This window comes from Marinitoga arctica (genome assembly GCF_054657315.1).
Genome location: NZ_BAAHYY010000009.1, coordinates 23,245 through 35,701, shown reverse-complemented (window position 1 = coordinate 35,701; position 12,457 = coordinate 23,245). Strand labels below are relative to the sequence as shown.

Genomic DNA, 12,457 nt, shown 5'->3' with positions numbered 1-12,457 from the left:
ATTAATCCTCCAATAAAGCACTATAATCTAATATTCCTATTACTTTCCCATTTTTTATAACAGGTAAATAATGAATATTATTTTTAAACATTATGTTTAATCCTTCTAAAACACTATCATTATAATTAATGTATTCTTTTCTAATATTTTTTCTATTCAATCTTAAATCATTTTTAGTAATAAATCCTTGATAATTTTCATTATATATAATATAGCAATTTGAATCATTTTTTATTTCATCCAAAGAATTAATAATGACATAATTATCTTTAACTACTTTTTCTGCCTTAATGAATTCCATAAAATTGAGTTCAGCATTTCTACCTAAAAGATCTTTTACAAATTCATTTTTAGGATTTTTTATAATATTCAATGTATTATCATATTGAACTAATTCTCCTTGATTAAATATAGCAATTTTATCACCTAGTTTTATTGCCTCTCTAATATCATGTGTAACAAAAACAATTGTCTTTTTTATCTTTTCTTGTATATCTAAAAAAGCATCTTGCAAAATTTCTCTATTAATAGGATCTATAGCGCCAAAAGGTTCATCCATTAATAATATTTTAGGATCTGCAGCTAAAGCCCTCGCAACTCCAACTCTTTGCCTTTGACCACCAGATAATTCCATTGGATATTTATTAATTACATCATCATAATTTAAATTTACTAAATCTATTAACTCTTTCACTCTGTTTTTTATTTTTTCTTTATCCCACTTTAATAATCTTGGAACAACTGCAATATTGTCAAAAACATTATAATGAGGAAATAACCCTATTTCCTGAATAACATAACCTATACTTCTTCTTAATTGAATCTTATCTATCTTATCTATAGAAATTTTGTCAAATAATATATCACCTGAAGTTCTCTCAATTAACCTATTTATAAGTTTTAATGTTGTTGTTTTACCACATCCTGACGGACCAATTAAAACAGTTATTTTCTCATCTTCAATCTCCAAATTCAAATCTTTTACAGCATAAAAATCTCCGAATTTTTTTGATATATTTTTTAGTTCTATTGGCATCATTTACCCCCATTACTTATTTTTAACCCTTTAGGTGTAATATACTCTTCTATTTTTAACATGATTAAATTTAACCCAACTCCAAGTAATGCTAATAATATTACTCCAGTAATTATCATTTCATATCTACCTCTACTTAATCCTGCGAAAATAAAATAACCCAAACCACCAGCTGCAATATAATATCCAATTGTCGCAACCCCAACTCCCATAACAACTGAATTTCTTATTCCAGACATTATAATAGGAATAGATAACGGTAATTTTATTTTAAATAATATTTGTTTCTCAGTCATCCCCATTCCTCTGGCTGATTCAATTATACCTTTATCTAAAGTATAAATTGCTACTAACGTATTTCTAATCATAGGAAGGAGTGAATAAATAATTAAAGCAATAATTGCAGGGGGTCTTCCTAAACCTAAGTGAAAAGGAGCAAGAAGGATTACCATGATACCAAAAAGTGCAGGACTTGGAATAGTCATTAATACACCAGCAATATATAACACTATTTTTGATATAATCTTATTTTTAGATATCAAAAAGCCTATTCCTACCCCTATGATAATTGCAAAAGGTAAGGCTGTTCCAATTATTCGTAAATGATTTAATAACTCTTTTATTATTTTCTCATAATTATAAAATAAATAATTAATATACTGCATTTTTTCACCTTCATTATTAATTAATTATATTATATCTAATTATATTATATCAAAATTTATAATCATATCAAAATTAAAATTCTATTTTATTAAATAGAAAAATCATAATTATGAGATATTTCATAAATGTGATTCTGGTCATATTCAAAATTCTTTATTTTTGCAGGAATTCCAGCAACCAAACAGTTAGAAGGAACATTGGTTAAAACTACAGAATTTGCCGCTACCACTGAATTATCACCAACTATAATATCTCCTAAAATCTTAGAACCTGCGCCTAATATAACATTTTCACCAATATCAGGATGTCTCTTTCCATTTTTAATATGTTTTGCACCTAAAGTAACTTGATGATAGATTAATGTCCCTTTACCAACTGTTGTAGTAGAACCAATAACAATACCCAACCCATGATCTATAACAATACCCGGAGATAACTTTGCAGCTGGATGAATATCCATAGAATACAATATCTTACTTATCATATATAGTATATAAGAAATTGGATATAATTTATATTTATAAAAAAAATGATATATTCTATAATATACAAGACCATGAAATGCTGTATTAAACAATATAACACCTAACTTTTTTTTAGAGGCTGGATCTTTTTTTATGTATTCATCTAAATCTTTATTTAAACTAACAAATATTAAAATAAAATCTACAAAAAAATTTATTATTATTCTCATAAGCTCACCTCAATTATGATTATTTTTATCATAATTATTATATCATAAATTGGATAAAATTAATCTTATTTAAATTAAATTTATGTAAAAAAGTGCAGCTTACGCCGCACTTTTTAAAATTCTATATTATTTCAAAATTCCTTTTATAATTAATTCCGTAGCTTCATCTTCATCGAGCCCTTTAGCCATCAATGTTTCAAGTTGTTGCGGATTTATCCTTCCAACTGATGCTTCATGAGTTAATTCCGCTAAATCATTTTTAACTCTTAAAATTGGAATTGTGCTGATATTGATATTAGAACCTTTACTAATTTCCATACATTCTATATGTCCTTTTGAATAAGGAGCATTTCCATAAGCTTCATTAATAACTTCAGCTTTTGTTGAATCTTGGGCAAAAATATAACTTTTTGCAATACCTGAAGAATATTCTCCATTAAGGTTTACTATTTCTCTTATTTCTAATTCATCATCTTTTTTACCCCAGACTTTTGATTCTAACAATGCTTTAGAATTATCATCTAAATCTACAAACATGTCTATTTTTAATTTACCTGCTCTTGATTTAGTTAATTTAAATCTACTATCAAATACTGAATTTTTCCCAACTTTTGTGTAATATGATGTTTCTAAAAATATTCCATCTTTTTCATTGTGAAAATGTTCATCTTCCATAAATACAACTGTATTTTCTCCTATTATCATTTCAGAATCCATTTTATGATGTATTTTTCCAAATGGAAAAGAACAATGGGATAAAAATTTAATATCACAATTATTTCCTATTTTATATTTTGCATTAATATACTGCTCTCCTTGATTTTTTAAAAATCCTACACATAAATGAATTGGTTTATCTAATTTTATATTATCTTCTATTATCATTTCATAATTAACAACACCTTCTTTAGTTTCAACATTTAAGTGAATTCCTTCTACGGTATTTTTTCCTAATACCTTATCACCGCTTATAATTAAAGAAACTATATCTTTGCTTAATAAATTACTTATATCCCCACCTGCTTGTTCATATGCCTTTTCAATCATTTCAAATTCTTTAGCATAATTTTTTTCTATATTCATAACTTCACCTCATTTCCCAAAAAATCTACAGGAACATTAATATGCGAACAACTATCACATGTAGTCTTATACACCTCTGAAACTTTTTTAGGATCACCTTTCGCAGTTATTTTACCAGAGCAAATTAAAAAGGCTTCATCTGCAATTTCTGCAATTTCTTCTCTGTGGGTTATGCTCAATACCGTTCCGCCATTAGCTGTAATAACTTTAAAAATTCTTTCAATCATGATATTAGACATCATATCAATACCTGAATCAGGTTCATCAAATATTGCAAATTTTGGTTTTAATATAATCAAAGACGCTAATTCTATTCTTTTTCTTTCCCCGCCAGAAAGAGTTTTATCAACTTTTCTATGTAAGTAAAATGGGTTTAATCCAACCAAATTTAATATTTCTAATAAATCATTATCACTCAATTTTATCCTTTTCCCTAAGGTTAAATACTCCCTTACACCTAACCCTTCATATCTTGCAGGTTCCTGCCAAGCCATTGTTATTCCTAACCTTGCTCTTTCTGTAACGGATAAATCTGTAATATCTTTGTTTTCAAAAAATATTTTCCCTCCATGATTATTTTTATATCCATCCAATCCCATTATTATTCTTGCTAATGTTGATTTCCCTACACCGTTATTTCCCAAAATCGCATATATTTTTCTTTTCTCAAAATTAAAAGTAATATCTTCTAATATTTTCCTGGACCCTGTAATAAAATTGATATTTTTCAGTTCTAACATCATTACTCCTCCTTACAATATTCTAATAAGATTTTAACAAATTAATGTAAAATATTTTCTATCAAACCCCTTCAAATATAAGATTTTGTAAAAAAAAGATTAATATGTTATAATTTCTTTAATTTGACAATATTTAGAGGTGCAAAATGAATATTCTAAAGACAGAATACATGGAGATAAATTATTCAATAATAAAATCAAAAAGAAAAAGTATATCTATTATAATTGAAAATACAGGCGACGTTGTTGTTCGTGCTCCCAAATTTCTTTCAGATTATGAAATAAAAAAATTTGTTTTTGACAAACGTCATTGGATAATATCAAAACTATTAAATATTAAACCTATTAAAGAAAAGTCATATATTGATGGCGAAAGGTTTCTTTTTCTGGGTAAATATTATAAATTAATAACCATAGAAGGGAATTATAAAGTTGGAATTCAGGATAACTATATATACATATTATTAAAAAGAGAGTTTTTTGAAAACGTCGATTTAAAAAAAGATATGATTCTAAAGTGGTATAAAAGTCGCGCAAAAGAGATTATTACTCAAAGAGTTGATTATTACTCGAATTTAATGAATTTAAAATATAATAAAATTTATATTAGAGACCAAAAAACAAGATGGGGAAGTTGTTCAGGAAAAAATAATTTAAGTTTTAATTTTAGAATAATTATGGCGCCAATGAGGAAAATAGATTATATAATAATACATGAATTAGCTCATATAAAACATAAACACCATAGAAAAGAGTTTTGGGATTACGTAAAACATTATTGTGATGATTATTTAGAATCTAGAAAATGGTTTAAGGAAAACGGCAATTTATTAATTCTATAGGAGGTGTAAAATGATAAAAATTGATGAAATAATAAAAGAAAAAAAGAAAATTTATGCAATTTCTAATGAAAGTCCTTTTTATCCTGATGGAAAAGGCGGTCAATTGGGCGATAGAGGTAAAATAGGAAATGCAAATGTGTTATTTGTAGAATATAAAAATAATAAATTTTATCATTTAATTGATAAAGAAATTGAAATTGGAATTTATGATGAAGAAATTGATAATATTAGACGCAAAGATATTTCTCAGCAACATACTGCTCAACATATATTATCTGCAGCATTTGAACAAATTGCAGATTTGGATACTGTAGGTTTTAGAATGGCTGAAGAATATACTACTATAGATTTAGAAATCCCAAATCTTCCTGAAAATGTTGAAAAAAAAGCTGAATTATTATCAAATGAGATAATCCAAAAATGTTTAGACGTAGAAGAAATAATTACTTCAAAAGAACAAATTCATAAGTATAATTTAAGAAATGAATTAAGCAAAAAAATAGTTGGTGATGTAAGATTAATAAAAATTGGAGATTTTGATGTAAACCCCTGTGGAGGATTTCATGTAAAAAACACTGGAGAAATAGGTCTATTAAAAATCATTAACAAAGAAAAGGTTAAAGGAAATCTTACAAGATTGTATTTCGTAGCTGGAAATAGAGCATTAAAAGATTATGATAGTAGAATAAAAATCACAAAATCAACATCAAATTTATTAACTTCAAAAATTGAAGACATTCCCAAAAGAGTCGAAGAATTAATTAAAAAAATGAAAGAATATAAATCTAAATATGAAAAGTTAAATGAAAAATTCGCACAAATAATAGCTAAAGATATTTATTCAAAATCTGAAATCATAAATAATGTTAAGCTAATTTACATAGAAACTGAAGATGATTATGTAAATTATTTACCAAAATTTCTCCCAATGAATGAAGTTTTGTATATTGTAAAAAAAGATAATAGACTTGAAATTTCATCAGAACTTATAAATTGCAAGGATTTGATAAATAATATAAAAAATAATAATCCAAAAGTAAAAGGTGGTGGGGGGAAAAACCGAGGAAGTATTATAGGAGAAATAACTATTGAAGAAATTAAAAAATATATATAGCCAGACATATGTCTGGCTATATTTTAAGTTTGCCTAAATAAGAATCTATTTATCAATTTCTTTTTTTACTAAATACCATAAATATAAATCTAATTTACCAATTGGTTCATTAAAATGATCTTCTAACACTTTTAAACGGTTTTCATAATCTAGATATCTTTTTTTTGTCCACCCTTTAGGAATTGAATCAATTAGATTATTTTCTAGCATTAGTCTTAATATGTGCTTATCAAGTATGGCAACTTCTCCATAACCAACATTTCTTAAAAAATGACTTGATTCTTTCCAACCAATTCCCTTAATATTTTTTACCAAAAATTCCCTAATCTGATAATATGGAAGAACAAACAAATGTTTAATTGTATTAATAACCCATCTATTTGAAACAATATATTGAGCTCTTGCCTTTGGAAATCTATGTCCTACCTTTCTTAAAGCATATTCTAATTCATCTATATCAAAATGAGCAAAACCTTCAGGTGTAATTTCTTTTTGAGCTTTAATACCACCTTTTGCACTCCAATTTGCTGTTAATACACAAAAACACAATTCAGAAAACAACTCCTTTTCTGAACCATTTTTTCCTAATTCAACAAATTCTTGCCATCTTTTTTCTACTAATGGTTTAGCTTCAAAATATATACTTTCAATATCTTTTATTAATTTCATTATTTCACCCCTCTAAAACAATGATACAATCCATACTAAAATTGGAGAAATTATCAAAGAAGGTAAAAAATTTCCAACTCTAGTATCCTTTATCTCAAGAATTTTTAATCCTATTCCTAATACTATTATACCACCAACAGCTACCAAATCATTCAAATATATTTCATTTGTTAAAAAAGATAATTTTGATGCTAATAATACTATGCTACCTTGTACAATCAACACCGAACCAGCAGAAAGCATAACTCCTAATCCATATATAGATGCTAACACTGTAGAGGATATTCCATCTAATAATGATTTTGTGTATATTAATGTTCCATCATTAGTTAATCCAGCATTGATGGAACCAATAATTGTTAATGGACCTACCAAAAATAAAATTGATGACATAACAAAACCTGTTGAAAAATCTCCTTCCTTCATATTATCTCCAATTTTTTTCAAAAAGCCTTCAATATCTATCAATTCTCCAATTAATCCTCCTATAGCCATAGAACCTAAAACAATTAAAAAATTATTTGCAGACATTGACATATTTATACCTATTCCCAAAGTAGTCAAACCTACAGCGTAAAATAATATTGTTTTTAGTTTTTCAGGAATTCCTTTTTTTGCAGCTAACCCTAACAAACTACCTATAATAACAGCTATTGCATTCACTAATGTTGGTATCATTTATTCACCTCCAAATACTCTTAATGAATTTTGTAAAATATTAAATTTAAAAGGAGAATGTCCTAAACTTTCTCCGTCCACCTCTAAATAAATTTTTCCCTCGGAATCAATTGTAACACTTTTCCCTCTAAACTGCTTTACCCATTTTAAATTAATAAAAGTTCCATCAAAAATCTTTTTTATGTTCTTAATTACTTGTAATTTAGGAACTTCATTTATTATAGTAATATCAAAAAGTCCGTCATTATATAACGCATTCGGGAGCATCATCATACCACCACCGCTATATTTACATATTCCTACAGCCATAGAAAAAATTTTTTCTCTTATAATTTTATCATCAATTTTAATTATTGCTTTTTGAGAACTATATTTAAATAATGTGGTTATCAAATTGAGCAAATAGGAAAATGATCCACTTTTATTTTTATCTTTTGATATATTTGTATTTCTAGTTACTATAGCATCAAAAAACATTCCTGAAATATTTATAAAATACCTTTCTTTTTTCTTCTCTCCTTCATAATACTCTACTCTTCCAACATCTTGGGTAATTATATTATTTTTTTTGATAATATCTATTGCTTCAATATAATTATTTGGAATTCCAATACTTTTTCCCCAATCATTTCCTGTTCCAGTAGGTATTAAACCAATAACTACATCTAAAAGATTTATATACTTTTGATTAAACAAACCATTGACTATTTCATTTATCGTTCCATCTCCACCAACTCCTATTATATATCTATAACCTTCTTTTATAGCATCAATAGTAAGTTTATAAGCATGCATCTTCCCTTTTGTTAATTTATAATTAAAATCAAATCCTTTATTTTCTAGATTATTTTTAATAATAGGCCATAATTTTATTGCTTTTGACCCAAAAGAATGTGGATTAACTATAAAAAAATACTTTTTCATCATAACCCTCCATTTATACGTTTTATAATATTTTACCATAAAAAATAGGCCTTTTGGCCTATTATCTAAAAATTAACCTATTAACTTTAATTTCTTTGTTATTATTAACCTCAAAAATTTCTGTTGAATTTGCAATTGTAATATATCCTTTTTCGTCTTCTTCTAAAAATTCTTCAAAAAATTCTATATCATCTTCTGTCGAAAGGTTTGGGACATACGTCATTCTAAATTCATAGTCAATATTTGAACTTCTTAATATGTTTATTGTTTTGGTTATACTTTCCCAATAATCTTTGGGTACATTTATTAAATTATAATAATTCTCCGGCTTAGCTTTTATATCCATAGCAACATAATCAATTAACTTTTTTCTTATTAATTCTTCTACCATCTCAGGATTTGTTCCATTAGTATCTAATTTCACCAAATATCCAAGTTCTTTTATTTTATTAATAAATTCTGGTAAATCTTTATGTATTGTTGGTTCTCCACCTGTAATACAAACTGCATTTAACCTTTTTCTTAATGCAAATAATTTCTCAATAATCTTTTCTTCAGAAATTGAATTATAATCATTTGAATATGCTATTTTCCAATTATGACACCATTGACATCTAAAATTGCATCCTCCAGTATATACAACAGCAGAAATCTTTTTTGGATAATCAACAAAACTAAATGTTCTTATTCCTGCTAATATCATATAGTCAACTCCTTAATACCTCATTATTAATTTTAAATTGTATTCTATCTATATATTCCTGTTGTTTCCCATCATTCCAATTTTGAACTGGTCTATAATATCCTACAACTCTTGAATATACTTCTGTATCTTTTCCACAATACGGACATTTAAAATGTTCTCCTGCTATATATCCATGTTCAGGACAAATAGAGAATGTCGGGGTTATACTCATATATGGTAAAGAGTAATTTTCAAAACTAAATTTAATAAATTCTTTTAAAGCCTCTGTATCTGTAATTTTTTCTCCTACAAAAATATGTACAACTGTACCACCAGTCCATTTGTTTTGTAATCCTTCTTGATGTTCTAATAAATCAAAAGGATCTTCAAAATAATTTACTGGAGGATGAACAGAATTTGTATAATACGGTTTTTCATCCGAGCCTGAGTGTTTTATATCTTCTCCAAACTCATTTTTATCTATTCTTGCTAATCTATATGTTGTTCCTTCGGCTGGCGATGCTTCTAAATTATATAAATTTCCAGTTTCCTTATTAAATTCATTTAATTTTTCAAGCATATAATCCATAACTTCTTGAGCAAATTCTTTACCTTCCACACTTGCAATACCATTCGCAATACCAAAGTTTAATAATCCTTCATGCATTCCAACAAAACCAATTGTTGAAAAATGATTCGCCCAATATTGACCTGTTAACTTATAAACACTGTCTAAATAAACCTTTGTGTATGGATACAATCCTTGTTTAGTCCATTCCTCAACATATATTCTTTTTATTTCCAAACTCTCTTTTGCTAAATTCATAACTTCATCTAATAAATTATAAAATTTATTTTTGTCACCTTTTGATAAATGCATTAATCGTGGCATATTAATAGTAACTACTCCTATAGATCCAGTTAATGGATTAGAACCAAATAATCCGCCTCTTCTTTTTACTTCTGTTTTTTCATCTTCTTTTTTATCTTCATTAACAAAGCCAAATGAAAGTTGTTGCATATGTTTTATTACTTGTCTATTATCTAATTTTAATCTACAACACATTGAACGAGCATCTTCAGGATTCATATCTGAGTTAACATAATTTGCAAAATACGGTGTCCCATATTTCATTGTCATAGTCATAATCATTGTTGCAACTTCACTATTCCAATCAAAATCTTTTGTTATATTATACGTTGGTATTGGAAATGAAAAAGGTCTGCCATCATAATCTCCTTCAAGCATTACTTCTATAAACGCTTTATTTAAAATATCCATTTCTTTTTGAAAATCACTATATGTCTCTTCTTTTTCTTTTCCTCCTATTATTACCTTTTTATCTTTGTGTGTAGAAGGAACTGTTAAATCCATAGTAATATTACTAAAAGGTGATTGAAACCCTACTCTTGTTGGTACATTCATATTAAATATAAATTCTTGTAAAGATTGTTTCACTTGATCATAATTTAAACCATCATATCTTATAAACGGTGCTAATAATGTATCAAAATTTGAAAACGCTACTGCCCCAGCCGCTTCACCTTGCATTGTATATAAGAAGTTAACTATTTGTCCTAAAGCTGTTCTAAAATGTCTTGCAGGACCAGATGCAACTTTTCCAGAAACACCATTAAATCCTTTTCTTAATAATTCCTCTAAATCCCATCCCACACAATATGCTGATAAAGCACCTAAATCATGTATATGCATAAATCCTTTATTATGATATTCACTTATCTTTTTGTTATGTTTATCATATACTTCATTCAACCAAAATTGTTTTGTAATTTCTTGGTGAATATGATTGTTTAACCCTTGTAATGAATATTGCATATTTGAATTTTCCCTAACCTTCCAGTCACTATTATTGATGTAATCATAAATTAAATTCATATTTCCCCTCCTCCACAATAACTAATTATAACACGATATATTGTATCATATTAAAACATTAAATACAATATGTATGTATATCTGATAAATTAAGTAGAAAAAATTCAAACACTTTTATAAAGAATATTAGATTTAAATGTTAATTTTTTTCAACAAAAAGATTTGCTTAACGAATCAAATTATGATATAATTTGATTATAAACACAAAAAACAGGAGGGGATATAAATGAAAATACTTTTTAAAAATGCTAATATTTATCCTATCACTTCAGATCCATTTAAAGGGGATTTATTAATTGAAAATGGAAAAATCAAAAAAATAGGAAAAAGCATTAGAGCAAAGGCTGATCAAGTAATAGATATTGAAGGAAAATACATTTTCCCAGGATTTATAGATGCTCATTCTCATATTGGAGTATTTGAAGAAGGCGTTGGAATGAGCTATCAAGATGGGAATGAAATGACAGATCCAAATACAGCTCAAGTAAGAGTAATTGATGCTTTTTATCCAGAAGATGCTGCAATAAAAAGAGCTTTAAAAGGCGGAGTTACCACTGTAATGGTTGTTCCTGGTAGTGCAAATCCAATCGGTGGTCAAGGGGCAATCCTTAAATTCAAATCAAAAATAGTTGATGAAATGATTATTAAAGAACCAGCAGGATTAAAAATGGCTATGGGTGAAAATCCTAAAAGAGTATATGGATCTCAAAACAAATTACCAGCAACAAGACTTGGAAGTGTAGCAGTAATAAGAGATTACTTCTTAAAAGTAAAAAATTATATGAAAAAGAAAGAAAAAGAAGATTTTAATGAATTTGATTTAAAAATGGAAATAGGTGAAAAAGTGTTAAAAAGAGAAATCCCTGCTAGAATTCATGCTCATAGAGCTGATGACATATTAACGGCAATAAGATTGTCAGAAGAATTCGGTTTTGATTTAGTAATTGAACATGCTACTGAAGCTTATAAAGTAGCTGATTATATAAAAGAAAAAAATATTCCACTTGTACTTGGACCATTGTTTGGATTCAGAACAAAATTAGAATTAAAAGATTTATCTTTCGAAGCTTTAAGAATAATAAATGAAAAAGGTATTTTAGCCGGATTAATGTGCGATCACCCTGTTTTACATTTAGAACATGCGAATGTACAAGCTGCTCTTGGAATGAGATATGGCGCAAAAGAGGAAGATTTATTAAAAATGCTTACAATAAACCCAGCTAAAATATTAAAAATAGAAGATAGAGTTGGTTCGTTAGAACCCGGGAAAGATGCAGACATTGTAATTTGGAACTACCATCCATTTGATGTAAGAGCAAAAGCAGAAAGCGTTTATATTGAAGGCAAAAAAGTATTATAAAAAAATTAACACCACCAAATTTAATTGGTGGTGTTTTTATTATATATAAACATTAATCTAACAACAACC

13 protein-coding genes are annotated in these 12,457 nt (G+C 27.0%); 3 read left to right on the top strand and 10 right to left on the bottom strand.

Annotated elements, in window-relative coordinates; genetic code table 11:
- Window position 1: 1 nt before the first annotated feature.
- The 5 genes from ACYQ44_RS03950 to ACYQ44_RS03930 form a co-directional block, all read right to left on the bottom strand.
- Window positions 2–1,036 carry an ABC transporter ATP-binding protein gene (locus ACYQ44_RS03950; RefSeq protein ID WP_459995378.1) on the bottom strand — a complete coding sequence of 345 codons (1,035 nt, stop codon included), beginning with the start codon at window positions 1,034–1,036 and terminating at the stop codon, window positions 2–4.
- Entirely contained in the window at window positions 1,036–1,701 is a 666-nt protein-coding gene (locus tag ACYQ44_RS03945) for an ABC transporter permease (protein WP_459995377.1), read from the bottom strand. The genes ACYQ44_RS03950 and ACYQ44_RS03945 overlap by 1 nt, the downstream gene beginning before the upstream one ends.
- Window positions 1,702–1,790: 89 nt before the next feature.
- Window positions 1,791–2,396, bottom strand: coding sequence for a serine O-acetyltransferase EpsC (gene epsC / locus ACYQ44_RS03940; RefSeq protein WP_459995376.1), 606 nt, complete (start codon window positions 2,394–2,396; stop codon window positions 1,791–1,793).
- A 126-nt stretch (window positions 2,397–2,522) separates the two neighbouring features.
- Complete coding sequence (locus ACYQ44_RS03935; protein ID WP_459995375.1) at window positions 2,523–3,479, bottom strand: SufB/SufD family protein; 957 nt, start codon at window positions 3,477–3,479, stop codon at window positions 2,523–2,525.
- Window positions 3,476–4,219 (bottom strand): ATP-binding cassette domain-containing protein, encoded by a 744-nt coding sequence (locus tag ACYQ44_RS03930; protein WP_459995373.1) that lies wholly within the window; start codon window positions 4,217–4,219, stop codon window positions 3,476–3,478. The genes ACYQ44_RS03935 and ACYQ44_RS03930 overlap by 4 nt, the downstream gene beginning before the upstream one ends.
- Window positions 4,220–4,365: 146 nt before the next feature.
- On the opposite strand from ACYQ44_RS03930, the gene ACYQ44_RS03925 reads away from it, so the two are divergent.
- Both ACYQ44_RS03925 and ACYQ44_RS03920 read left to right on the top strand, forming a co-directional pair.
- Window positions 4,366–5,061 carry a M48 family metallopeptidase gene (locus ACYQ44_RS03925; protein WP_459995371.1) on the top strand — a complete coding sequence of 232 codons (696 nt, stop codon included), beginning with the start codon at window positions 4,366–4,368 and terminating at the stop codon, window positions 5,059–5,061.
- A 10-nt stretch (window positions 5,062–5,071) separates the two neighbouring features.
- A complete protein-coding gene (locus ACYQ44_RS03920) occupies window positions 5,072–6,175 on the top strand; it encodes an alanyl-tRNA editing protein (RefSeq protein WP_459995370.1) in 1,104 nt (367 codons plus the stop codon).
- 45 nt (window positions 6,176–6,220) lie between these two features.
- On the opposite strand, the gene ACYQ44_RS03915 is transcribed toward ACYQ44_RS03920, so the two are convergent.
- The 5 genes from ACYQ44_RS03915 to ACYQ44_RS03895 form a co-directional block, all read right to left on the bottom strand.
- A complete protein-coding gene (locus tag ACYQ44_RS03915) occupies window positions 6,221–6,847 on the bottom strand; it encodes an N-glycosylase/DNA lyase (RefSeq protein ID WP_459995418.1) in 627 nt (208 codons plus the stop codon).
- A gap of 9 nt (window positions 6,848–6,856) precedes the next feature.
- Window positions 6,857–7,522 (bottom strand): DUF554 domain-containing protein, encoded by a 666-nt coding sequence (locus ACYQ44_RS03910; RefSeq protein WP_459995368.1) that lies wholly within the window; start codon window positions 7,520–7,522, stop codon window positions 6,857–6,859.
- Entirely contained in the window at window positions 7,523–8,446 is a 924-nt protein-coding gene (locus tag ACYQ44_RS03905; RefSeq protein ID WP_459995367.1) for a diacylglycerol/lipid kinase family protein, read from the bottom strand. It lies immediately after the preceding gene.
- A 61-nt stretch (window positions 8,447–8,507) separates the two neighbouring features.
- On the bottom strand, window positions 8,508–9,149 hold the full coding sequence (locus tag ACYQ44_RS03900; RefSeq protein WP_459995366.1) for an anaerobic ribonucleoside-triphosphate reductase activating protein: 642 nt from the start codon (window positions 9,147–9,149) through the stop codon (window positions 8,508–8,510).
- A gap of 4 nt (window positions 9,150–9,153) precedes the next feature.
- Window positions 9,154–11,028 (bottom strand): ribonucleoside triphosphate reductase, encoded by a 1,875-nt coding sequence (locus ACYQ44_RS03895; RefSeq protein ID WP_459995365.1) that lies wholly within the window; start codon window positions 11,026–11,028, stop codon window positions 9,154–9,156.
- Between the two features lie 226 nt (window positions 11,029–11,254).
- On the opposite strand from ACYQ44_RS03895, the gene ACYQ44_RS03890 reads away from it, so the two are divergent.
- Window positions 11,255–12,388 carry an amidohydrolase gene (locus tag ACYQ44_RS03890; protein WP_459995364.1) on the top strand — a complete coding sequence of 378 codons (1,134 nt, stop codon included), beginning with the start codon at window positions 11,255–11,257 and terminating at the stop codon, window positions 12,386–12,388.
- Window positions 12,389–12,457 lie beyond the last annotated feature (69 nt).

What these genes read in the sequence shown, in the direction of transcription:
- ACYQ44_RS03945 (WP_459995377.1), bottom strand. Translation starts at nt 1,701, where the DNA reads ATGCAGTATATTAATTATTTATTTTATAATTATGAGAAAATAATAAAA.
- ACYQ44_RS03900 (WP_459995366.1), bottom strand. Translation starts at nt 9,149, where the DNA reads ATGATATTAGCAGGAATAAGAACATTTAGTTTTGTTGATTATCCAAAA.
- ACYQ44_RS03935 (WP_459995375.1), bottom strand. Translation starts at nt 3,479, where the DNA reads ATGAATATAGAAAAAAATTATGCTAAAGAATTTGAAATGATTGAAAAG.
- ACYQ44_RS03895 (WP_459995365.1), bottom strand. Translation starts at nt 11,028, where the DNA reads ATGAATTTAATTTATGATTACATCAATAATAGTGACTGGAAGGTTAGG.
- ACYQ44_RS03925 (WP_459995371.1), top strand. Translation starts at nt 4,366, where the DNA reads ATGAATATTCTAAAGACAGAATACATGGAGATAAATTATTCAATAATA.
- ACYQ44_RS03950 (WP_459995378.1), bottom strand. Translation starts at nt 1,036, where the DNA reads ATGCCAATAGAACTAAAAAATATATCAAAAAAATTCGGAGATTTTTAT.
- ACYQ44_RS03905 (WP_459995367.1), bottom strand. Translation starts at nt 8,446, where the DNA reads ATGAAAAAGTATTTTTTTATAGTTAATCCACATTCTTTTGGGTCAAAA.
- ACYQ44_RS03890 (WP_459995364.1), top strand. Translation starts at nt 11,255, where the DNA reads ATGAAAATACTTTTTAAAAATGCTAATATTTATCCTATCACTTCAGAT.
- epsC (WP_459995376.1), bottom strand. Translation starts at nt 2,396, where the DNA reads ATGAGAATAATAATAAATTTTTTTGTAGATTTTATTTTAATATTTGTT.
- ACYQ44_RS03910 (WP_459995368.1), bottom strand. Translation starts at nt 7,522, where the DNA reads ATGATACCAACATTAGTGAATGCAATAGCTGTTATTATAGGTAGTTTG.
- ACYQ44_RS03920 (WP_459995370.1), top strand. Translation starts at nt 5,072, where the DNA reads ATGATAAAAATTGATGAAATAATAAAAGAAAAAAAGAAAATTTATGCA.
- ACYQ44_RS03930 (WP_459995373.1), bottom strand. Translation starts at nt 4,219, where the DNA reads ATGTTAGAACTGAAAAATATCAATTTTATTACAGGGTCCAGGAAAATA.